Below are 20,102 nucleotides of genomic sequence, written 5' to 3'. Positions count from 1 at the left end.
GTCGGATGCGCGAGGACCCGCATGGATGCAGCCGAGCTGAGCGTGGTGCGTGAAGCGTCGCGGGGGGACATACCGCTGACCCTATAAGAACAACAGTCATTGCGCAATGACCATTGTTGAATTCGCCCTTCGCTGACCTCTACCGCATAAATTTCGAGACCCCGGATGCTTCGTAACCTAGGTGTATCGAAACGCCTGGGTTACGCGACGGTGGCTCTCATGGCCAAACGAACGACGCAATAAACGAACGCACCATGAAAGTTGTTGTCGGCATGTTTGTTTGATCGCAGGTTCTGAGGTCATCGTCCGGATGAAATACTCGGTTATGGATTCAACATTTGCGGACGATCCGGCTCGGCTCAGGCCAACGCTTCGAATGCTGCTGACTAGAAGTGCCGATGACGAACGCATCCGGTCACTCTGGCTAGAAGGCTCGCTCGCGTGCGGTTTGGCAGATGACTGGAGCGATCTAGATCTCCACCTAGCGGTGACGGACGCGGAGAGCTTCGCCGCCACTGACTGGCTGGAGTCGCAGGTGCACCTGGTGCTCTCGGTGGCCCTGACCCCGTCGAGTGGACACCTCACAAGAGAGAATGCTCACTATGGCAAGATCACGTCGGGACTTCACCCCTGAGTGCAAAGACGAGGCCGTGAAGCTGGTCATCACCACCGGCAGAGCGGTCGCGACCGTCGCCCGCGAGCTCGGTGTCAACGAGGCCACACTGGGCCGGTGGGTGAGCGCGTTCAAGGCTCGCAACGAGACCGGGCAGACCGAGGTGACGGAGTCTAAAAGGGCCGAGCTGCTGCGGCTTCGGAAGGAAAATGCGGACCTGAAGATGGACAGGGCGTTCTTGAAAAAAGCGTCCATCTTCTTCGCCCAGGAAGCATCGGATACGAGCGTCTTGCGTTCGAACTGATGCTGGCGGAGAAGATCAACTTCACCATCACCCGCATGGTCCGTCTCCTTGAGGTTTCCCGGTCAGGTTACTATGCCTGGATCGGGCGACCGCTGTCGCCAGCGTCGCTTCGCCGGGTGCACATTGAGCAGAAAGGGGACGGCGACCGCTACTGCGGCGGCGCCAGCGCCGGGAGAGCAATGTGCCTGGTCAATGGTGTTCCTGCGGCTTCCTTGCGCCTGCGTTCTCGGGAGAGGTTTTCCCCGGAGTCCCGTTCGGCAGTCTCGACGAAGAAGTCGAATATCTTCCGGAGGTTCGATGAGACCGCGGCGAGGGTGGCAGCGAGGTAGTTGAAGGCGTACCCGTGGCCGGAGCGTTTGCTCACGTTGGCGAGGTCTTCGAAGTTCTTCGACTTCAGTGTCTTGTACGCGGACTCGACGAGGCTGCGCATGCCGAAGTACTTCCGGTGTTCAGGAGACTTGAACGCGAATTTCTGGAGGTGCTTCAGCGTCAATCGCGGGCCCTGATTCCTCGCGGCGGGTGCTCCAGCATCCTGCGGAATGGTGATGCTCGCTGGGGTCTGGGGTTTCACTCGCTTCCCGTTGGCGCGGTCAATGGCCATGTAGGTGCCGGGTGTGGGATAGATGAAGCGCTGGAATCCGTCCTTGTCTGGTCGGCCTTTCGGCTTCATCGCCTCCGGACTCGTCTTTCGGGCGACTTCCGACGAGGGTGAGAGCACCCCTCGCCGGCGTTCCGGAAGGATTCCACCAGCCTTCGGGCGAGTATTAGGGGGCTGGCGCACAATTCCTCGGCATGCGCTTGCACTATTGCAAGCGCTTGCAGTAGCGTGACCCGAGGGTCCAGTACCTCGTTTACCGGGTTCCGCTTCCGCGGCCCGCTCGCAATCGCCCGTTCCCAATGGAGCGCGTCGGCGTGGTCCGCTGGCGCGCGCGACAAGGAGTTTCATCGTGCGCAGATCAAACCGTCCGTTGTTTGCAGCGGTGGCCGGCCTGGCCCTAGTCCTGACCCTGAGCCTCGATGTAGGAGTGACAACGCCCCGGGCGGATGCGAGTCCGCCGGGTGCCAAGGACGTCACGGCGACGCTCTTCGAGTGGTCCTTCGCATCGGTCGCCCGGGCCTGCACAGATACCCTCGGTCCCAAGGGGTATGGATTCGTTGAGGTCTCGCCGGCCCAGGAGCACATCCAGGGCTCGCAGTGGTGGACCTCCTACCAGCCGGTCAGCTACAAGATCGCCGGGCGACTCGGCAACGAGGCCGCCTTTTCGAGCATGGTCAGCACCTGCCACACCGCCGGTGTCAAGGTCGTGGCCGACGCGGTGATCAACCATATGAGTGCGGGTTCCGGCACGGGCACGGGGGGCACCGTCTACAGCAAGTACGACTACCCGGGCTACTACCAGAACCAGGACTTCCACTCCTGCCGGACCCCGATCACCAACTACAGCGACCGCTCCGACGTGCAGAACTGCGAGCTCGTCGGCCTCGCCGATCTCGACACGGCGAGCACCTACGTGCAGTCCACCATCGCGGCGTACCTCAACCACCTCAGCGCCCTCGGCGTCGATGGTTTCCGGATCGACGGCGCCAAGCACATGGCCGCGGCCGACCTCTCCGCCATCAAAGCAAAGCTGACCAACTCGAGCGTCTACTGGGCGCAGGAGGTCATCGCCGGCGGGAACGAGGCGGTCCAGCCGGGCGAATACACCTCGACCGGTGATGTCGACGAATTCCGTGGGGCCTTCGACCTCAAACGCATGTTCACCAGCGACAAGATCGCCTACCTGAACACATGGGGCGAGTCCTGGGGCTACCTCGCGAGTAACAAGGCGCGGGTCTTCGTGGACAACTGGGACACCGAGCGCAACGGCTCGACCCTCAGCTACAAGGACGGCAACACTTACACGCTCGCGAACATCTTCATGCTCGCCTGGCCCTACGGCTCGCCGAACGTGTACTCGGGCTATGAATTCAGCAACACGGATGCCGGCCCGCCGACTGGCGGAACGGTCAACGCCTGCTACAGCGACGGCTGGAAGTGCCAGCACGCTTGGCGGCAGATCGCGAACATGGTCGCCTTCCGCAATACCGTGACGGGCACCTCGGTGACGAACTGGTGGTCTAACGGCAACAACGCGATCGCCTTCGGTCGGGGGAGTGGGGGCTTCGTCGTGATCAACCACGAGGGTGGCGCGATCAGCCAGACGTTCAAGACCTCCCTGCCCGCAGGAAGCTACTGCGACGTCCAGCACGGCGACCCCGGCGCGGGCGGCTCCTGCTCGGGCCCAAGCTACTCCGTCGCCGCTGACGGAACCTTCACCGCTACCGTGGGCGCCGGCGACTCGATCGCCCTGCACGCCGGAGCCCGCACGTAAGTGGATAGCCAACGCCATAGCTAGGGCTTCCGCGGCCTCGATGACTGGCCAACACCGACGTGCATTCCGTCTCAACGTGGCGATCGCGATGTGCGTTGAGGGTCGCCCAGACCAGTTCGTCGCGGTCGTACGCGCCAAACACGCGAAAGCCCCGGTTCCAGAGGTCTTGAGTGGCATCGGCATCCAACAGCTCGTGCGGGGTGGCTGGCGTGAATGGGTAGTCGGCGTTGTTTGTCTTTTCCAGCTCATACAGATCGGCCGAGGAGGTCACAGTCAATTCGAAAACGCTGAGTCCGGCAGCCTGAACTCGCGAGAGCGCCAGGCGGAAGTTCGACAGATTTGGCGGATCCGCCAGTTCAAGCCGGGCACTCCAAGATCGGCCGACGACAGTGAACCCGCGTGCCTCCAAGCCCTCTCGCTGTGGATCAACGTCTCGCAACACCAACGATCACCGCAACGACGAGTGCCGAAGGTGCCACGTGGAAGGAAGGCGTCGTGGCTCTGGCGGCTCGTTTGCGTACTCCAGCGGGCGGGAGTAGCTCGTCGTGTGCTGCTGTCTCCCCAGCGGCCCTGTCGCTGCGCCCTCCCGACCGCACCGCTGGCAGCATCTGGCGAGGCGTACGCCCGTGCACACGGGGGCCTTGGCGTCCAGTCAGGACGCGAGCACCGTCACGTCATGCGCGGGCGTAGCGCAGCGCAAGTTGGCGCAGGGTGGCTTCGATACCGGCGGCGTTCTGCCGAGGAAAGCCGAGCAACTCAAAGACCTTGCCCTGCACGGCTGGGACGGTGCTGTAGTCGAACGTCTCAGTGACGCGCGTCGACGTGGGCGTGAGCGGCGTGAGTTCCCAGCGCCACCGGTGGCCCGCTGGGCTGCTCCATTCCACAAGCCGACCGTCCTCGAAGCGCGTCACCGTGCTGGTGATGCGATACCGGAGTCCGTGCTGCTTCATCGCTACCGAGAATTGTGCGCCCTGGCTGAGCCGCCGCGGACCCGACACTGTGTTGCGGACGGTGCCCGAGCCGTCCAGCTCACCGTGACGGTGCGGATCAGCCACCAACGCGAAGACGTCGTCGGCCGAAGCCGGCACCTCGACAGTGCGCGCGACTTGGCGCGGTCCTTGCTCAACCTGTTCGACCGTCATGCTCGCTAGCCTAGGTCGTTCCGAACCGCCACTCCCCCGAAACTTCAGGACCTCGGTGACTTGGCGCCGAATCTGCGTCCGTCGAGGTCCGGCCTGCGGACAGCCCGCAGCTCAGTGTCGCCGCGATTGGGAACAATGGTCTTGATGACGAATTTAGATTTAGCGCCAGATGTTCGCCTTGCATTCTCACCTCTGACTCCTGACGATCTCGAATCAGTTTTTGGCGTCTTCAGCGATCCCGACACGTGGCGGCACTTGCCCGTGGGTCGTCACAACACTCGAGAGCAGTCCAGAAGGATCGTCGACGACGCCATCAAGAGCCGGCGAGAACATGGCATTGGTCAATGGGTGGTTCGTGTGGGCGACCGGGGATCGGATGATGCGCTGAGAGCTGGCACGTTCGTCGGTACGGGTGGAGTGAACATGACTCCAGCGCCCGTCTGGAACCTCGGGTACCGTCTCTCCCCGGCGACGTGGGGGCGAGGTTTCGCGACGGAAATCGCCATTGCTGCGGTCGTTGCCGTCCGAGCACAAAGTGACTCGGTTGCGAGATCCCGTCAATCTGGTGCTGGCATTTTAGCGGTTGCTAAGCTCACGACATGATGTCCGGACTGGAAGATCAGAATGTTCCCGCCCCCGATCGTGGGCCGGGGGGGGATGCAAAGCTTCCGTTCGGAGCTTGACAGCACGCACTACACCGCGGTCGACGAACACTGGGCAGGCGGTCTCCCAGCACAGTACGGTGTCGCTCCGCGGGTGCGAATTGGTAAGAGCAAGTGGTTCAACCTGTTGTGGTTGATTCCGATCGGCTTGGTGCTCCTGGTCATCGGCATCGCGGTAGCGAAGGGGATACGCGAGCTCCCTGCCGTGCAGGATTTCATTCAACAGTATCCGGGCGAGTCTGAGCTTCCGGAGAACGCGCCGGTGGGTTTCCCTGCATGGCTGGGCTGGCAGCACTTCCTGAATGCTTTTCTGATGATCTTCATCATCCGCTCCGGCGTCACAATCATCGCCGATCACCCGCGTTTGTACTGGTCCAGACACTCCACACCGGGTAAAGACTGGTTGCGTATGCAGAAGCCGGTGCCGAGTGATCCGCTGTATACGTCGAAGCAGGATTCGATCACCTTGCCGGACGGCGTCGGCTTGCCAGGGCGTCGTCACTCCATCGGGCTCGCCCGCTGGTGGCACCTCGGCGTTGACACGTTGTGGTTACTCAACGGAATCGTGTTCTACGTTCTGATCTTCGTCACCGGCCAGTGGATGCGCTTGGTCCCCATGAGTTGGGACGTCATCCCGCATTCCATTTCGGTCGCAATCCAATATCTGTCGCTGGACTGGCCGACGGAAAACGGCTGGGTCAACTACAACGGTCTGCAACTGATCGCCTACTTCATCACCATGTTCATCGCCGCTCCGGCCGCTCTCATCACCGGGCTCGGGATGTCACCGGCGTTGTCGACCAAATTCCGGACCATCAGTTCGGTCTTCAGTATCCAGGTCGCACGATCACTCCATTTCTTGGTGCTCGCCTGGTTCGTCATGTTCATCATCATCCACGTGACCCTCGTGCTGACCACCGGCGCCCTCCGCAACCTCAACCACATGTACGCGTCACGGGACGACAGCTCCTGGGTCGGGTTTTTGATCTTCGCCGCCTCGATGGTGGTCATCATCGTCGGCTGGGTGGCGGCGACACCGTTCACGTACCGGCATCCGCGTGTGGTGCAGAAGGTGGGGTATGCGCTGATCGGTCCCGCGCAGCGGTTGTTCGAGCACATCGATTCGAAGCCGGGTCAGTACACGGAGAAAGATATCTCTCCCTATTTCTGGCATAACGGTAAGTTCCCGGAATCGGAGGAGTACAAGAAGCTCCAAGCTGGCACCTTCACGGATTACAAGCTGCAAATCGGTGGGCTCGTTGATAATCCGGTGGAGTTGGACCTTGAGCAATTACGGGCGCTGTCACACCACGAGCAAATCACGCAGCACTTTTGCATTCAGGGCTGGTCGGGTGTTGCGAAGTGGGGCGGCGTCTCAATGCAGACCATTCTTGACATCGCGAAGCCGAAGCCGGAAGCGAAGTGGGTGATTTTTTACTCCTTTGCGGTCGGTTCTGATGGTGGGATTTACTACGACGCTCAACCGATCGAGCAGATGAGTTACAAACTGACCATGCTGGCCTATGACATGAATGATGAAACGCTGTCGTTCGGTCACGGTGCTCCGCTGCGGTTGCGCAACGAGGTGCAGCTCGGTTTCAAGCTGGTCAAGTGGATTAAGGGCATCGAATTCGTCGAAGACTTCTCCGAGGTCGGCGGTGGTCTGGGTGGGTACGACAACGACCATGAGTTCTTCGGCTATCGGCAATCCATCTGACATCCCACGCACTGACCGACAGGTTGGAACTACTTACGATTGGAAGTCGGCTAGCCACAGGTCGGGGCCGAAGACTTCGTATTGGATGTCTTTTGCGGGTACGCCGCGGGCGATTAGCGCGCTGCGGACGGATTGCATGAAGACCAGCGGGCCGCACAGGTAGTATTCGGCGTCCGTGGGCAGTTCGATGGTGCTGACGTCCATGAATCCGGCGAGTTCGCCGTCGATAGTCTGCGTGGATTTCGTGGGTTCCACATACCAGGTGATCAGGGATGCGTCGGGAAATTTGCCAAGTCTGCCCTGATTTGGTTACGCAAGGCAAAGGTGTTTGCTGAATTGCCAGCGTGGAGAAAAGCCACCTTTCGTTGGCTGCCGGTCATCACAAGGTGGGAGAGCATGCCCGCCATGGGCGTGACGCCGATTCCAGCGCTGGCGAGAACCACCGGCCGGCCGGTGAACTCCGGGACCACATCGCGGCCAAGAGCCCGAAAGCTGGACGGGTTAGCGTTACGGGAACAAGTCGCCGTGATGCTCACGAATCGGTTCAGCCCGGAATAGGTCGCGGGCCGACTGAAAGTCGAACATCCGGAGAATCCGGAGATGCAGGTGTCACACGAGACGATCCACCAGGCCCTCTTCGTGCAGGGCCGCGGATCGTTGCGCTTGAAAGTTGCCACCGCGTTGCGGTCAGGGCGTGTCACACGGCGCCCGCAGCGGTCGGAGGGTCCGCGGCCGCAGAGGTTCCGGGAGATGGTGATGATCTCCGACCGGCCGCCGGAGATCGAGGACCGCGTCGTTCCCGGGCATTGGGAGGGCGACCTGATCATCGGCTCGACCTCGTCGAAGTCCGCGATCGGAACCCTTCTCGAACGGACTACGGGATACGTGATGCTGCTGCATTTGCCCGGGGATCACACCGCTCGCACCGTGGCCGACGCGATGATCGTGGCAATGAATACCCTCCCCGAACAGCTGCGCCGTTCGACCACCTGGGATCAGGGAGCGGAGATGTCTCGACACCAGGAAATCACGATGGCGACCGGGATGCCGATCTACTTTTGCGCTCCGCACTCGCCCTGGCAGCGTGGCAGCAACGAGAACACCAACGGGCTCTTGCGCGAGTACTTTCCAAAAGGCACAGACCTGTCCTTTCACGGGCCCGGGATCCTCGAGAACGTCGCTGCGGAACTCAACCGCCGGCCCCGCAAACGCCACGGCTACCGAACGCCCGCAGAGGTCCTCGCCACGCTAACCTCGAACCCAACCAATCAAACCGGTGTTGCAAACACCACTTGAATCCGCCCGATATGAGGCGCCTAGGTTAAGTGACACACCGGATCGCGCAGGAATGGTTCACTCCTAAGTGAAAATATCCAGCGATCAGAGCGACCTTGGATGCGAACCGCTTCAAGACCGCCCGCTTAGTGTTCCGGCCTCATATCCTGCGGTGCATGGGATCTCCGTAACGCTCGGTCGTCTCGTTGTTGCACTGGTGTCCACTTGCACGGATCACGTGGAGGGTTACATCTGGTCCGGCCTGTGCCAGCACCTGGGCACGTCGACGGGCCCGCCGAGGTCGAGCTGGCCGTGGAGCAAGACGCCGGGGATTCCGGCGAGACGGTCATCATTACGCAGCAGTTGGTCTTCCTCGAGCCGGGCCCCGTGCGTGAAGTAGTGCGTCATGATGCGGGCGAACTGTAGCTGGAATGTGGGTCGGTGAAGCGAGGGCTGGGTGCCGAGCCGGGTTCGAGCGAGACGGCGGCGTCTCCCCAGTCGCACCAGCGCTGCGCTGCGTATCACTGTGGCGTCGTCGCTGTGGTTGAGTAGGCGGTCGTAGGCGGTCGTAGGCGGCGACGCGGTCACCGTCGCGCTCGGAGGCGGGGACTCCCTCGTGGAAGCGCTGTCATTTCTCGGGCAGGTAGCGGCCGGTCTCGTGGCGGAGCCAGCGCACGTCGCTGCGCTGGGTCATGGTGACGGAGACCAGGACTAGGGTGCGCACGTGCTGCGGGTAGCACTCGGCATAGGTGAGGGCCAGTGTGCAGCCCCAGGATCCGCCCCAGAGTCACAGCTCGGAACGGTGGAGTACCGAGGGTGGCTTGTGGCCTATTCAAATACCCGACGCTAAGTGTTTGTGGCGTTCGGCAGCGATCGTTCGCACGACATGCCCAGAAGTGGAGGAGCGCGTGTCACTTACCGTGTAAGCACTAAGGTAGTGAATGCGACTCTGAGCGATACGTCATCCAGAGGCACCCATCGAGTCCACCTCGCCAAATCGATCTCGGTCGTGCTTGCGGCACTGACCTAGGGTGGACGCATGGACGCTGACATCAACTTCTACTTCGACCCGGTCTGCCCCTTCGCCTGGATGACGAGCAAGTGGGTGCGGCAGGTGCAGGAGCAACGCAACTACACCGTGGACTGGCGGTTCATCTCGTTACGCCTGATCAATGCCCAGGTCGACTACGACACGCACTTCCCTCCCGAGTACGAAGCTGGACACACCGCCGGACTCAGGCTCCTGCGGGTAGCCGCCCGCGCGCGAGCGGAGCACGGCCGCGAGGCGATGGCGCCGCTATACGCCGCCTTCGGGACCCACATCTTCGACACCGCCCCCGGCCCGGACAACCATCGGACCGAGGGTGAGGTGCGTGAGCTCCGCGGGACGCGTGAGTTTGCGGAGCCGATCCTCGCCGAGGCGGGCCTACCGCCCGAGCTGGCGGAAGCTCTCGACGACGAGTCATGGGACATCGAGATCCAGCAGGAGACGGACGAGGCACTCTCGCTGACGGGAAAAGACGTGGGCACGCCCATCATCCACTTCGAGCCGCCCGCCGGTGCGGCCTTCTTCGGGCCGGTGATCAGCCGGCTGCCACACGAGGACTCGGCGGTCGAGTTGTGGGACCACGTGGTCGGGCTGGCCCGCTTCCCGGGTTTTGCCGAACTCAAGCGCAGCCTGCGCGAGCAGCCACAGCTGGCCGCGTTCGGAGTCGACGCGGACACGGTCGGAAAGCAAGAAGACTGGCACGGCGGCAGCCGGCGGCAGCAGAAATGACCCCCTCCATTAGGGTAAATGCATGAATGAGACGAGCACCCTCAGCCACCAGGAGTCCATCATCGTCGAGGCGTCGGCCGCGTTTCTCTATGACCTACTCTCCGACATCACCCGCACCGGAGAATGGAGCCCGGTCTGTACGTCATGCTGGTGGGATGACGAGGCCGAGGCCGGTCGGGTCGGTGCCTGGTTCACCGGGCACAACGAGCTCCCACACCGGACCTGGCAGACCCGGTCCGAGGTGGTGACGGCAGAGCACGGACGTGAGTTCGCTTGGGTGGTGGGCGGCAGCTTCGTGCGCTGGGGCTTCAGCTTCACCGCCGCGGAGACCGGGACGATGCTCACCGAGTCCTGGGAGTTCCTGCCGGACGGGATCGCCATGTTCGAGGAGAAGTTCGGCGAAAAGGCGCACGCTCAGATCACCGACCGCACCCAGCAGGCCCTCGGTGGCATACCGAAAACCCTCGCAGCGATCAAGCGGATCGCCGAGGTCTCCATCGACGTAGGGGCGAAAGCCCAGTCTTGACCGGGCCGCTCTCGGAGCGCATCGTGTTGTTGTAGAGCTGCCAATGACCGCGACCGGATCGCTTGGCGTGGAACAGGTCGAAATCGGTGTCGCGCACCAGGCTGGCTATTGTCGAGTGGTCCGTAAACAATGCGATGCCAATCGTTACCGTGGGCAGAGTGTGGCGCCCATGGATGCTCAGTTCGGTGCCGACAGCAGCGGCGATGCGCGCGGTCAGGTACTGGTGTGGCTCGGCCGTCCCCATGCGGTCTTGCCTTCAACGCTCACGTTTCATCCCTGGCAATCCTGCAACTCGGGACAGGAGCAGATGCCCCACCGGGCGGGCCGGCCCAGCGCACACTTCCGCTAGCCATTCGTGCTTCGATCCGTCACGGAGGATCGGTAGGTACTTCCACAAATCCCGCTGCGCCAGGTGGGCGCGTGCCCTGAGGCACGTCGTCCTGCGGTCATCCGCCGATGAGGGTTCGAAGGAGCGGCAGTCTCTGCGGGAATTGGAATCAGTGACCGCATAGGTGACAGATTCGGTTCTTTTGTGTGAATGGCAGCGCTAGATGGCGGTGAATTCGCATCGCTTCATGGCATGGGTGAACGTTGCGCGCTACTGGTGAGCGTGGGTGATGACGTGGCAGACACCGCCCGCTTCGCAATCGCCTGGGTCGAGATGCTGGCTCGCGTCGATGATGTGTTGCAGCTCTGTTTCAAGAAGTACGAGTTCTTGTTGGCGGCGGTGCACATCCGCAAGTCTTTTCAAAAGGAGGTTGGAGACGTGTTCGCACGGCACCTCGGAAGCTTCTCTAACAGTGATGATGCCGCCAATTTCGGCCAATGTCAGACCAGCCGTCTGGGCAGACCGAATGAACCGCAGGCGCGATAGGGCCGCTTCGTTGTAGCGGCGGTAACCGTTCCCCCCACGTTCGGCGTGATCCAACAGGCTGCGCCGCTCATAAAACCGGATCGTCTGTGCGGTTACGCCGCTCGCAATGGCCAGGTCTCTAATCTGCATATTCCCATTTCACCACTTGACCTTGCACTGCGTTGCAACGTTTACGGTGAAGGCATGGATATTACGTTGCAGTACTTCGATGGGTGCCCGAACTGGAAAATCGCTGCTGAGCGGCTGGCGTTGATCGCGGCTGCATGCCCCGGCATCGTTGTGACCCGGCGGTTGGTCGAGAATCTGGAAGACGCAGAGACAATCGGTTTTCGGGGATCTCCGAGCATGCTGGTGGACGGAACAGACCTTTTTCCCGACCCGTCGGCGTCGGTCGGGCTGGCCTGCCGCATCTACAAGACCCCCACGGGACTAGCCGGCGCCCCAACACTGGAGCAACTGCGCGATGCGATCACTACAGCTTGAGCGGCATAAGTAAGGAATACGACCTGTTCGTGATCGGTGCCGGAATGGCCGGCACCACAGCAGCCAACAGGTGCGCTGCACAGGGATGGCGCGACACTAACCTTCAGCGGGCGGCTTTCGCCATGCTGCACTTGCCGATGGCGCGCCTTCCGGGTGGGACTTATCGCTCGCCGCTGGCGGATCGTGACTCGGCCCATTCCGGCTGGTCCGCTCCCCACTGGCTGCCGATCCACCTGTAGCGATTCGGACCGCCGCTAATGCTGATCGCGGGTGCGGCACAGGTGACGGTCCCTTCTAACGTTTCCGCGTTCACGGTTTGGATCTCATATGGGCCGGCTTCGGTCTGCGGGGAATGAGGCTGGGCGAGTAGCTCGTGAGCGACCCGGGCCAATGAAATGTCGACGGTCCACCCGTGCCCGTCGAGGTGGCGACGTCGAAGTGCTGACATGATCCCGGCGGCAAGTAGGTACCCGGCGGAGTGATCCAGTGCTTGGGCCGGCAAAGCTCCTGGCCTGCCGGTGCCGTCTGCGTGAATCTGGGCGATGCCGCTGGCTGCTTGGACAATGCTGTCGAATCCTCGGCGCTCGGCCCAAGGTCCGCTTTGCCCCCACGCGCTCACCCGGCCGATAACGAGCCCTGGATGGCGGTTGTGGAGTTCGACCGGCGAGAGGCCGAATTGGTTGAGGCTGTTCGGCCTGTATCCCGAGACAACAACGTCGGCGTCCGTCAGTAGCTGTTCGAGGCGGTCTCGATCCGGTTTGTAGCCGAGATCGAGGAGCGCGGAACGCTTCCCTTGGCCGGTGTCGAGGTACTGCCAGGGGAGTTCCGGCATGCCAGGATTGTCGATGCGAAGGACATCTGCCCCGAAGAACGCGAGGCTGCGAGTGGCCACCGGCCCGGCTATGACGCGGGTCAAGTCGAGCACCCGAACGCCCTCCAGGGGCGCGTGTCTGTCGGCCGACCCCAGGCTATGGAGGCCCGAGTCTCCTGCCTGCTGCACCAGGCTGATGAAGGGAGCTGCTTTCAGGGATTGGGCTTGAGGATGTCCTCTCCAACTGCTCGGGCTGCGAACCGCGCTGATCACCGCACCAGAATCTGATGCTTCATCCTCCAGATCGAGAGCGCTGCGGCGCGAAATTGCGCGAGCGACAGCCTCGGTGGTGGCGGAGCCATCCAATCTCAGAAGTGAGCGCAAAGCCGCTTCGTGATGGGGATAGTTGGCGTGAGTGCGAACCCAACCGTCGCTCGAGGCGAAGAATCCGGACAGGGGCGCCCACGCTGGCGCGGGGTCCCCGTTCCACCGAAATAGTTGGTCACTCCGGAAGGCGCCGGCGACCAGTTGCGGCGCAGAGCCCACCCGCGGAACTTCGTCCGCCTTCGGATCCCGCACTTCCGAACGGACAAGGTGCAGTAACGAGGCCATCAGCTTGGTGGCCGCGATGCTGTCCGCGGCAAGATCCCCGACAGGCAAAGGCGACGAAAGCGGCACCGGCCCGGACAAACGAACACGATCGGCTAGCTCCGGAAGTTCCGCGGAATCGGAGAGAAACGTGCTGAGGAAGGTGCCCATCGGTTACCTCCCACGCCCTCGACCGTGCACACGTGGGCGTGAAACCAGGCGACCATCGGTGGTTCCCACTTTATCCCCACGTCACGGAGTGCAATTGATGTCATGAGGGGCCGAGCAATCACGGGACGGAATCAAAACGGGGGAGAGCCGGCGATAGGCCAGCCAAGGAACCCCTTCCGCAAAGGGAAATGAAGGTCGAGGTCTATCGAACCTGGCGTGTGAGTCGAAGGCCGAATGGGTGTGGCCCGGCTAAATACCAAACGAGTGCGCCGAGTAGAGGCGCGAATACGACGGCGATCATCCAGAGGACTTTCTCCACCTCGGACTGGTCGCGGGTTCGCGCAAGGCGGTTTACGCGGTCACTCGTTCCGGCCGGCCTGCTCCACGGGCAAGGTACGTTTGATGGGCGGAGTCAATTAGTTGCTAGTTTGATCCGCACCTGAGAAAGAGACCCCATTTATGCGCTCCCGCGCCCGTACAACATCCTGGCTGCGCGCCGCAGCTGCCATTATCGCCACCGTCGCTGTGGTTACGGGGTGCAGTGCCACCGCCCAGAACACCGCGGCCGACTCCACTACCCTGACCTACGCCATCAACGGTGGCACGCTCAGCGGCGGCAAGATGGACATTCACTCATCGGCCTTCCAAGCCACCGCCCTCGTGATGCGCAATTCCTTCGATTCGCTCGTCTATCAGAAGGCCGACGGCTCCTTCGTGCCGTGGCTCGCCACGTCGTGGCAGATCTCCGACGACGGCCTGCAGTACACCTTCGACCTGCGCGATGACGTCACCTTCCACGATGGCGAGCCTTTCAACGCCGAGGCCGTCAAGGCCAACTTCGAGCACGTGGTCGCTCCCGAAACGGCGTCAGCGGATGCCGCCAGCCTCATCGGGTACGCCGAAACCGGTGGCTTCTACGCGGGCACCGAGGTCGTTGACGAGTACACCGTGCGGGTCGACTTCAGCCAGCCCTACGCCCCGTTCTTGCAGGCCGTGAGCACCGCCAAGCTCGGCTTCTACTCGCCCGCGGCGCTGCGTGAGAACGCAGCCCAGCTGCCCGCCGGCGGCCCCGGCATCTCGGTGGGCACCGGCCCGTACGTGTTGAGCGAGTACACGCCAGACCAGAACATCGTCTTCACCGCGAACGAAAACTATAACTGGGCACCGGATGGCAGCACCCACCGGGGCGCGCCGGCCATCGACACGCTCGAGTTCCGCATCCTGCCCGAATCGTCGGTTCGCACCGGCGCACTCACGAGCGGTGAAGCACAGATCGCCAGCGACATCACCCCGAACGCCGTGGGACAGATCGGTGACGAGTTCACTATCGAAAACGTGACCATGCCGGGCCTGCCGTACACCCTGTTCCTCAACGAGGCGCACGGCGTCTTCGCCGACGAGAATGTGCGCCGCGCCTTTGCCCTCGGAGTCGACATCGGTCCGGCCGTGGAGAGCATCTACCAGGGGCAGGCGGAACGCGCGTGGAGTATCCTCTCCCCGGCCACCCCGAACTCCTACGATCCGAGCCTCGAAGACAGCTGGGCCTTCGACCCCGATCAGGCTAATGCCCTGCTCAACGCGGCCGGCTGGACCGAGCGGGACTCCGAGGGCTACCGCATGAAAGACGGAGCCCGACTCAGCGCGCAGTGGCTCGCCTATAACCCTGTCTCCGATGCCAACGCGAGCTTCGGAGACGTCGTGCAGTCGGACCTGCGCGAAATCGGCTTTGAAATTGTGCGCGACAACCGTGAAATCGCCCAGTACTACGAAGCATTCGACCAGCGTAATTACGACCTATCAGACTGGAGTTTTCCCAGTGTCGACGCCGACGTGTTGCGCGCCCACCTGCACAGCGGCGGCTACAAGAACGGCTCATCCACCGCCGATCCGGTCGTTGACACGCTTCTCGACAACGCCATCGCCACGAGCGATCCGGCCGAACGCGAGTCTCTCTACCAGCAGCTACAGCAGTGGAACGCTACCCACGTCGCCATGGTTCCGATCACCGTGCCCACCGCGATCACCGCATACAGCAAGACCATCGAGAACCTGAGCTTCGACCTGTACGGGCAGCCGCTCTTTTACGAGGCGTCCCTCACGACCGCTCCGTGATCGAACGCCACGGGCACGCACGCGGCGCTGGCCGACCGGGCGCTCGCCTGCTCGGCCGGCTCGGCGGCATGGTGCTCGTGGTGTGGGGCGCCGCCACGCTGGGATTCTTCGCATTGCGGCTGATCCCGGGCGACCCGGTGAACGTGCTCATCGGGCTCGGCAACGTCTCGACACAGGTACGCGACCAGATCCGCGAAGACTGGGGCCTCGCCGACCCGCTTCTCGTGCAATACCTCGGCTACCTCGGCCGCCTCGTGCAGGGCGACCTCGGAACGTCGTACCGCAGGCAGCAACCCGTCGCCGACGTGATCGGCCAGCAACTCGTGCCCACCGTGCAGCTGATGGCCCTCGCCGTTGTGTTCGCGCTCCTGCTCGCGCTCGGGTCGGCATTGCTCGGGCGCGGCCGGCGCACAGCACCGCTGGCCGGCCTGCTCGAACTCGTTGCCGTGTCGTCGCCCACGTTTTGGATCGGCCTCGTGCTGATTAGCGTCTTCGGCTTCGGGCTTGGCTGGTTTCCGGTCGTCGCCACGGTGGGGTTCGGCGCTCTCCTCCTGCCAGCAGCGACCCTCGCCATCCCGGTGGCCGGCATCATCAGCCAGGTGCTGCGGCAGGGCCTCGATGACGCAGCAGCGCTGCCCTTCGTCGACACCGTGCGTGCCCGTGGTGCCAGCCACACCCGGCTCGTCGTGCGCCACACCCTGCGCCACGCCGCCGCCAGCAGCATCACGCTCACTGGGTATATGGTCGGCTCGCTGCTCGGCGGGTCGGTGCTGGTCGAGACCGTCTTTGCCCGCCCAGGGCTTGGCCGCGTAGCCCTCAACGCCATCGTTGACCGGGACGTACCCGTGGTGCTCGGCATTATCGTGCTCGCCGCGGTGGCCTTCTCCGTGATCAACCTGCTCGTCGACCTTGTCGCCGACCGCATCGACCCGCGCCTGGAGACTAAGCAGGCCTACGCATGAGCGTCCTCGTCGCCGTCCGGTCACGTCGAGTCAAGCGGATGCCCGCCCCGGCACTCTGGGCCGCCGCCGGGTTCCTCGTGCTCCTCGTGGTATCGGCCCTTCTGCCCGGGGTGTTCACCGCCGCTGACCCCCTGCGCACCGACATCGGTGAGGCGCTGCTGGCGCCCGGCCCCGGGCATCCGTTTGGAACGGACCAGACTGGCCGCGACGTGTTCGCACGGGTGATCTACGGTTCGCGGTACTCGCTCGCCATTGGCTTCGGTGCCACGCTGATCGCTCTGGTCGTGGGGCTCGTGATCGGCTCATTCGCTGGGCTTATGCGCAGCCTCGGCGACGGTGTGCTGAGCCGCGCCATCGAGATCGTGATGGCCTTCCCGGAGTTTCTGCTGGCCCTGATCGTGATCGCAATCATCGGCCCGGGGGAGGCGAGCCTGCTCGTGGCCGTGGCCCTCGCGGTGATCCCCTCATACGCGCGCGTCGCCCGGGTGCAAACCCTCGTGGTCAAGCGCGCCGGCTACGTGGAGGCCGCGCGCACGCTCGGTGTGTCGCCCGCGGTGACCGTGCTGCGCCACGTGCTACCCAACACCCTCGGCCCGCTGCTGGTCATGGCCACCATGGGAGTCGGCACCGCTATCACTGCCGCAGCCGGCCTGAGCTTCCTCGGCCTCGGGCCGAAGCCGCCAACGCCGGAGTGGGGACTCATCCTCTCGGAAGGCCGCAATTTTCTCGCCAGCGCCTGGTGGATCGCCGTGTTCCCCGGGCTCGTGATCACCGCCACCGTGGTGTCGACAAGCATTCTAGGCCGACACCTGCAGGCCCGAAGCGCGCGGCGGCAGCGATGAGCGTCATCACGGTGCGCAACCTGCGCGTGGTTCTGCCGGGCTCGGCGACCGCCGCGGTCGACGGCGTCTCGTTCAGCATTGCCGCCGGGCAATGCCTCGGCATAGTGGGGGAGTCCGGTGCCGGTAAGACGGTGACCGGCCGCAGCCTGATCGGACTCACCCCGGAGGGCGCACGGGTCACCGCCGAGGAACTGACCGTGGCCGGAGTTGACGCTCGAGACCTGACCGAGCCGGCTTGGCGACGCCTGCGCGGTGCCCGCGTTGGCCTCGTGAGCCAGGACGCCCTCGTCTCCCTTGACCCGCTGCGCCGGGTGGGCGCCGAGGTGGCCGAACCCCTCGAGGTGCACGAACCCACACTCGGCCGCGCCGACCGTGCCGGCCGGGTGCTGCAGCTGCTCGATCAGGTGGCCATACCAGAGCCCGCCATGCGCGTGCGTCACTACCCGCACGAACTTTCCGGTGGCCTGCGCCAGCGCGCACTCATCGCCTCGGCCCTCGCGGCTTCGCCGGCCGTGCTGATCGCTGACGAACCCACTACAGCCCTCGACGTGACCGTTCAGGCCCAGATTGTGGTCCTGCTGCGCCAGCTGAAGGAGTCGGGCCTCGCGCTGCTGCTGATCAGCCACGACCTTACGATTATCCGCCAGCTCGCCGACGACATCGCCGTGATGAAAGACGGGCGGTTCGTCGAGTTGCAGCCTGCGGCCGACCTGTTCGCCGCGCCGCAGCATCCGTATACTCGCGAGCTTCTGGCGGCGGCGTCGCAGAGCCGACCGCCGGCCCCGCCGAACACCGGCCTCGTGGTGCTCGCTGCGCGGGACCTCGCCAAGACCTACGGCCAGGCGGCCGCGCAGCTACACGCTGTGAACGGGGTCTCGTTCGAGCTGCGTGCCGGCCACACCGTGGGCATCGTGGGCGAGTCGGGGTCGGGCAAGAGCACGGTGGCACGGATGCTGCTGGGCACGGAAACCCCGGACCGCGGCGATGTTCTGTTGCACGGTGAGCCCTGGAGCCGAGTGCCGGAATCGACGCGGCGGGCCCGACGCGGCGGCATCCAGATCATCCACCAGGACTCCCTGAGTGCCTTCGACCCGCGGGCGACAGTACTGCAGATCCTGTCGGAGGCAATCGCTCTGGATGGCACCCGGCTCGGGCGGCGTCGACGGCGCGAACGCCGGGCGCGGGCGATCGAGCTACTCGAGCTGGTGGCACTGAACGATTCCCTGCTGGGGCGGCGGGCGCACCAGCTCTCCGGCGGGCAGCGTCAGCGCGTGGCGATCGCCAGGGCGCTGGCCCGGCAGCCGAGTATCTTGGTCTGCGACGAGCCGGTGTCGGCGCTGGACGCGTCTATTCAGACCCAGGTGCTCAAGCTGCTGGCATCCTTACAGGAGACGACGGGGCTGGCGATGGTGTTCATCTCGCACGACCTCGCAGTGGTACGCGCGCTCAGCCACGACATCCTCGTGATGAAGGATGGCGTTGTCGTGGAGCAGGGACCGGCTGCGGCGCTATTTCTTGCGCCGCAGCATCCGTTCACCCGAGAACTGCTCGCCGCGCACGCCACGGCTTAGTCGGATCAGCCAACGGCCGGGTCGAATCCATGAACACCAAGATCCGACTCATCACCCGCATCGCTTTTGGCTTCACATCCCCGACGCCCTGATCGTTCTCACCATGCTCAGCCTCGGCGGCCATAAACCGGTACTCCCGAGCAGGGTTTAACCCACGGTTACGACAGGACAGCCTTCACGACGACCAGTTAATTGTGATCATCCTCTGCCTCGGACATCGTCGGGAGATAGACGAATCCCGATAAGTGAACGCCCATCGGCGCACACGAAAGGAACAACATGACGGCTCTGGCCGCGCTGAGCTACGCGAGGACCTTTGAGCCCTTCGTTCGGTTGCACCGCCAGCAGAGCGTCTGGAGGTTTTCGGGCGTGCTGAGACCGCCTTTGGACACCGGCATGACGTGGTCGACCTCGAGCAAAAGGTGCGGCTCGGCAGCCACCGAGACGCTGCATTGCAAGCAGGCGTAGCGGTCGCGCTGCTTGATCTCGCCTCGGAGTCGCACCGTCATCAGCGCGCGTTGCCCAGCGGCCGACTTCGTCCAGCGGATCTTCGGGACGAGCGTCGCGGACAGTGCATCAAGGGTGGGAGTGTCGAGTGCGATGGTCGACGCCTGACCGCTGTTGCCTCCTGCGGAGGTGTACTGGAATTTGTAAACCGGGTACGGCACTTCGATGGGCGACAGGTGGGCACCGATCTGGTTCCAGAACTCGTCGGCGTAACGCTTGAGGATAAACTTCGGCGGATTGATTCTCGCGGTGATCTCTGCCTCGCGACCCTTGACGTTGGAGACCGCCTCCTCCAGCCGTGAGATGTCCTCGGCGACACGCTGAACGTCAGCCAGGGTCTCCTGGTCGGCCTTGATGGAGAAGTACTTCATGACGTACTTGATCGGCTCGACGCTGGCATTGCGGACGACCTGGAGAGATGTGTTGTGCACTTGCGGCGCGTAGTCGGAGACGTTGCGGTCGCGCCGATTGTTCCACGCCGAGTTGTTCTCAAACATGGCCAGGTGCGCATACTGACCCGCTGAGGACGCTCCCAGCTCAAATGAGCCTTGCGAGCGGATCTCGGCCACGTAGTTCACGACCTCGTTGTGCTCGGCGACAACGACGACGATCTCGGATCGCAATGTTTGGAACTGGTCGGAACTGAAATAGCGATCCTTGCGGACCTTCCAGATGATCGGGCTGGCGATCAGAACCAGTGCAAGCGCGGCCAAGGCGGCAACTCCGCTTCCGGTGGTTCCGCCAAGGACGAGGGGCGCCGCAATGAGCAGCATGATTTAAAGCGGTTTGGGCA

The 20,102-nt window shown here is 63.5% G+C and carries 21 protein-coding genes and 4 pseudogenes; 15 read left to right on the top strand and 10 right to left on the bottom strand.

Translation table 11 applies throughout. The annotated features are described in order from the left end of the window. The first annotated feature begins 310 nt into the window (after positions 1-310). Together E3N86_RS17855 and E3N86_RS08755 are read left to right on the top strand one after the other, a co-directional pair. Entirely contained in the window at positions 311-634 is a 324-nt protein-coding gene (locus E3N86_RS17855) for an aminoglycoside 6-adenylyltransferase (RefSeq protein WP_134373186.1), read from the top strand. Next, the gene (locus E3N86_RS08755; protein ID WP_166785060.1) at positions 603-917 is read left to right on the top strand and encodes a transposase; all 315 of its coding nucleotides are present in this window, start codon (positions 603-605) and stop codon (positions 915-917) included. Before E3N86_RS17855 ends, E3N86_RS08755 begins: the two co-directional genes overlap by 32 nt. 148 nt (positions 918-1,065) lie before the next feature. Here E3N86_RS08755 and E3N86_RS08750 read toward each other — a convergent pair whose 3' ends face one another. After that, positions 1,066-1,587 (bottom strand): hypothetical protein, encoded by a 522-nt coding sequence (locus E3N86_RS08750; RefSeq protein ID WP_134511777.1) that lies wholly within the window; start codon positions 1,585-1,587, stop codon positions 1,066-1,068. A 277-nt stretch (positions 1,588-1,864) separates the two neighbouring features. On the opposite strand from E3N86_RS08750, the gene E3N86_RS08745 reads away from it, so the two are divergent. Beyond that, positions 1,865-3,289 (top strand): alpha-amylase family protein, encoded by a 1,425-nt coding sequence (locus E3N86_RS08745; RefSeq protein WP_241985998.1) that lies wholly within the window; start codon positions 1,865-1,867, stop codon positions 3,287-3,289. A 674-nt stretch (positions 3,290-3,963) separates the two neighbouring features. Here the strand turns inward: E3N86_RS08745 and E3N86_RS08740 are convergent. Then, positions 3,964-4,431 carry an SRPBCC family protein gene (locus tag E3N86_RS08740; protein ID WP_134511775.1) on the bottom strand — a complete coding sequence of 156 codons (468 nt, stop codon included), beginning with the start codon at positions 4,429-4,431 and terminating at the stop codon, positions 3,964-3,966. Positions 4,432-4,566: 135 nt separating this feature from the next. Here E3N86_RS08740 and E3N86_RS17850 point away from each other — a divergent pair, with 135 nt between their 5' ends. Both E3N86_RS17850 and E3N86_RS08730 read left to right on the top strand, forming a co-directional pair. Beyond that, positions 4,567-5,034 (top strand): GNAT family N-acetyltransferase, encoded by a 468-nt coding sequence (locus E3N86_RS17850; protein ID WP_134373195.1) that lies wholly within the window; start codon positions 4,567-4,569, stop codon positions 5,032-5,034. 21 nt (positions 5,035-5,055) lie between these two features. Further along, entirely contained in the window at positions 5,056-6,810 is a 1,755-nt protein-coding gene (locus E3N86_RS08730) for a molybdopterin-dependent oxidoreductase (protein ID WP_198412895.1), read from the top strand. A 33-nt stretch (positions 6,811-6,843) separates the two neighbouring features. On the opposite strand, the gene E3N86_RS08725 is transcribed toward E3N86_RS08730, so the two are convergent. After that, a complete protein-coding gene (locus E3N86_RS08725; protein WP_104102306.1) occupies positions 6,844-7,065 on the bottom strand; it encodes a hypothetical protein in 222 nt (73 codons plus the stop codon). A gap of 11 nt (positions 7,066-7,076) precedes the next feature. Continuing rightward, positions 7,077-7,346, bottom strand: coding sequence for a hypothetical protein (locus E3N86_RS08720; protein WP_134511774.1), 270 nt, complete (start codon positions 7,344-7,346; stop codon positions 7,077-7,079). Here E3N86_RS08720 and E3N86_RS08715 point away from each other — a divergent pair. After that, a pseudogene (locus tag E3N86_RS08715) lies at positions 7,270-8,106 on the top strand (IS30 family transposase); the annotation flags it as partial. The gene E3N86_RS08720 and the pseudogene E3N86_RS08715 overlap by 77 nt on opposite strands. Before the next feature lie 225 nt (positions 8,107-8,331). Here the strand turns inward: E3N86_RS08715 and E3N86_RS16825 are convergent. Beyond that, positions 8,332-8,493: a hypothetical protein gene (locus E3N86_RS16825; protein ID WP_166785058.1), complete on the bottom strand. Its 162-nt coding sequence runs from the start codon at positions 8,491-8,493 to the stop codon at positions 8,332-8,334. A 220-nt stretch (positions 8,494-8,713) separates the two neighbouring features. Further along, positions 8,714-8,860: pseudogene (locus E3N86_RS17635) on the bottom strand (prolyl aminopeptidase); the annotation flags it as partial. 264 nt (positions 8,861-9,124) lie between these two features. Between E3N86_RS17635 and E3N86_RS08705 the strand changes: the two are divergent. Genes E3N86_RS08705 through E3N86_RS08695 form a run of 3 tightly spaced genes read left to right on the top strand, consistent with a single transcriptional unit; the run spans position 9,125 to position 10,737 of the window. Then, entirely contained in the window at positions 9,125-9,862 is a 738-nt protein-coding gene (locus E3N86_RS08705; RefSeq protein WP_134373204.1) for a hypothetical protein, read from the top strand. Positions 9,863-9,884: 22 nt separating this feature from the next. Beyond that, on the top strand, positions 9,885-10,388 hold the full coding sequence (locus E3N86_RS08700; protein ID WP_104102295.1) for an SRPBCC family protein: 504 nt from the start codon (positions 9,885-9,887) through the stop codon (positions 10,386-10,388). A 43-nt stretch (positions 10,389-10,431) separates the two neighbouring features. Continuing rightward, positions 10,432-10,737, top strand: coding sequence for a hypothetical protein (locus E3N86_RS08695; RefSeq protein ID WP_134373206.1), 306 nt, complete (start codon positions 10,432-10,434; stop codon positions 10,735-10,737). A 249-nt stretch (positions 10,738-10,986) separates the two neighbouring features. Here E3N86_RS08695 and E3N86_RS08690 read toward each other — a convergent pair whose 3' ends face one another. Further along, a complete protein-coding gene (locus tag E3N86_RS08690) occupies positions 10,987-11,391 on the bottom strand; it encodes a heavy metal-responsive transcriptional regulator (RefSeq protein WP_134511772.1) in 405 nt (134 codons plus the stop codon). A gap of 54 nt (positions 11,392-11,445) precedes the next feature. Between E3N86_RS08690 and E3N86_RS08685 the strand changes: the two genes are divergently transcribed. Continuing rightward, positions 11,446-11,745, top strand: a complete 300-nt coding sequence (locus E3N86_RS08685; protein ID WP_134373210.1) for a thioredoxin family protein — start codon at positions 11,446-11,448, stop codon at positions 11,743-11,745. 160 nt (positions 11,746-11,905) lie between these two features. Here the strand turns inward: E3N86_RS08685 and E3N86_RS08675 are convergent, their stop codons facing one another. Together E3N86_RS08675 and E3N86_RS17845 are read right to left on the bottom strand one after the other, a co-directional pair. Then, complete coding sequence (locus tag E3N86_RS08675; RefSeq protein WP_134373215.1) at positions 11,906-13,315, bottom strand: CoA transferase; 1,410 nt, start codon at positions 13,313-13,315, stop codon at positions 11,906-11,908. A gap of 202 nt (positions 13,316-13,517) precedes the next feature. Then, positions 13,518-13,637: pseudogene (locus E3N86_RS17845) on the bottom strand (PLDc N-terminal domain-containing protein); the annotation flags it as partial. Between the two features lie 137 nt (positions 13,638-13,774). On the opposite strand from E3N86_RS17845, the gene E3N86_RS08665 reads away from it, so the two are divergent. The 5 genes and pseudogenes from E3N86_RS08665 to E3N86_RS08645 form a co-directional block, all read left to right on the top strand. After that, positions 13,775-15,427, top strand: coding sequence for an ABC transporter substrate-binding protein (locus tag E3N86_RS08665; RefSeq protein ID WP_134511771.1), 1,653 nt, complete (start codon positions 13,775-13,777; stop codon positions 15,425-15,427). Beyond that, positions 15,424-16,389 carry an ABC transporter permease gene (locus tag E3N86_RS08660; protein ID WP_241985997.1) on the top strand — a complete coding sequence of 322 codons (966 nt, stop codon included), beginning with the start codon at positions 15,424-15,426 and terminating at the stop codon, positions 16,387-16,389. The genes E3N86_RS08665 and E3N86_RS08660 overlap by 4 nt, the downstream gene beginning before the upstream one ends. Next, on the top strand, positions 16,386-17,231 hold the full coding sequence (locus E3N86_RS08655) for an ABC transporter permease (RefSeq protein ID WP_233191474.1): 846 nt from the start codon (positions 16,386-16,388) through the stop codon (positions 17,229-17,231). The genes E3N86_RS08660 and E3N86_RS08655 overlap by 4 nt, the downstream gene beginning before the upstream one ends. Then, positions 17,228-18,802, top strand: coding sequence for an ABC transporter ATP-binding protein (locus E3N86_RS08650; protein WP_134511770.1), 1,575 nt, complete (start codon positions 17,228-17,230; stop codon positions 18,800-18,802). The genes E3N86_RS08655 and E3N86_RS08650 overlap by 4 nt, the downstream gene beginning before the upstream one ends. Before the next feature lie 2 nt (positions 18,803-18,804). Beyond that, positions 18,805-18,953: pseudogene (locus E3N86_RS08645) on the top strand (transposase); the annotation flags it as partial. A 151-nt stretch (positions 18,954-19,104) separates the two neighbouring features. Here E3N86_RS08645 and E3N86_RS08640 read toward each other — a convergent pair. Further along, a complete protein-coding gene (locus tag E3N86_RS08640; protein ID WP_134511769.1) occupies positions 19,105-20,082 on the bottom strand; it encodes an HNH endonuclease in 978 nt (325 codons plus the stop codon). Positions 20,083-20,102: the final 20 nt, after the last annotated feature.

The sequence above is a fragment of the Cryobacterium sp. Hz7 genome, from assembly GCF_004402815.1.
GTDB classification, from domain to species: Bacteria; Actinomycetota; Actinomycetes; order Actinomycetales; family Microbacteriaceae; genus Cryobacterium; species Cryobacterium sandaracinum.
This window is presented reverse-complemented; position numbering and strand designations above follow the sequence as displayed.

Excerpts from the sequence above, each read along its gene's own strand:
- E3N86_RS08700 (WP_104102295.1), top strand. The coding sequence starts at position 9,885 with ATGAATGAGACGAGCACCCTCAGCCACCAGGAGTCCATCATCGTCGAG.
- E3N86_RS17855 (WP_134373186.1), top strand. The coding sequence starts at position 311 with ATGAAATACTCGGTTATGGATTCAACATTTGCGGACGATCCGGCTCGG.
- E3N86_RS16825 (WP_166785058.1), bottom strand. The coding sequence starts at position 8,493 with ATGACGCACTACTTCACGCACGGGGCCCGGCTCGAGGAAGACCAACTG.
- E3N86_RS08705 (WP_134373204.1), top strand. The coding sequence starts at position 9,125 with ATGGACGCTGACATCAACTTCTACTTCGACCCGGTCTGCCCCTTCGCC.
- E3N86_RS08675 (WP_134373215.1), bottom strand. The coding sequence starts at position 13,315 with ATGGGCACCTTCCTCAGCACGTTTCTCTCCGATTCCGCGGAACTTCCG.
- E3N86_RS08650 (WP_134511770.1), top strand. The coding sequence starts at position 17,228 with ATGAGCGTCATCACGGTGCGCAACCTGCGCGTGGTTCTGCCGGGCTCG.
- E3N86_RS08750 (WP_134511777.1), bottom strand. The coding sequence starts at position 1,587 with ATGAAGCCGAAAGGCCGACCAGACAAGGACGGATTCCAGCGCTTCATC.
- E3N86_RS08640 (WP_134511769.1), bottom strand. The coding sequence starts at position 20,082 with ATGCTGCTCATTGCGGCGCCCCTCGTCCTTGGCGGAACCACCGGAAGC.
- E3N86_RS08685 (WP_134373210.1), top strand. The coding sequence starts at position 11,446 with ATGGATATTACGTTGCAGTACTTCGATGGGTGCCCGAACTGGAAAATC.
- E3N86_RS08690 (WP_134511772.1), bottom strand. The coding sequence starts at position 11,391 with ATGCAGATTAGAGACCTGGCCATTGCGAGCGGCGTAACCGCACAGACG.
- E3N86_RS17850 (WP_134373195.1), top strand. The coding sequence starts at position 4,567 with ATGGTCTTGATGACGAATTTAGATTTAGCGCCAGATGTTCGCCTTGCA.
- E3N86_RS08730 (WP_198412895.1), top strand. The coding sequence starts at position 5,056 with ATGTTCCCGCCCCCGATCGTGGGCCGGGGGGGGATGCAAAGCTTCCGT.
- E3N86_RS08655 (WP_233191474.1), top strand. The coding sequence starts at position 16,386 with ATGAGCGTCCTCGTCGCCGTCCGGTCACGTCGAGTCAAGCGGATGCCC.
- E3N86_RS08665 (WP_134511771.1), top strand. The coding sequence starts at position 13,775 with ATGCGCTCCCGCGCCCGTACAACATCCTGGCTGCGCGCCGCAGCTGCC.
- E3N86_RS08740 (WP_134511775.1), bottom strand. The coding sequence starts at position 4,431 with ATGACGGTCGAACAGGTTGAGCAAGGACCGCGCCAAGTCGCGCGCACT.
- E3N86_RS08695 (WP_134373206.1), top strand. The coding sequence starts at position 10,432 with ATGACCGCGACCGGATCGCTTGGCGTGGAACAGGTCGAAATCGGTGTC.
- E3N86_RS08755 (WP_166785060.1), top strand. The coding sequence starts at position 603 with ATGGCAAGATCACGTCGGGACTTCACCCCTGAGTGCAAAGACGAGGCC.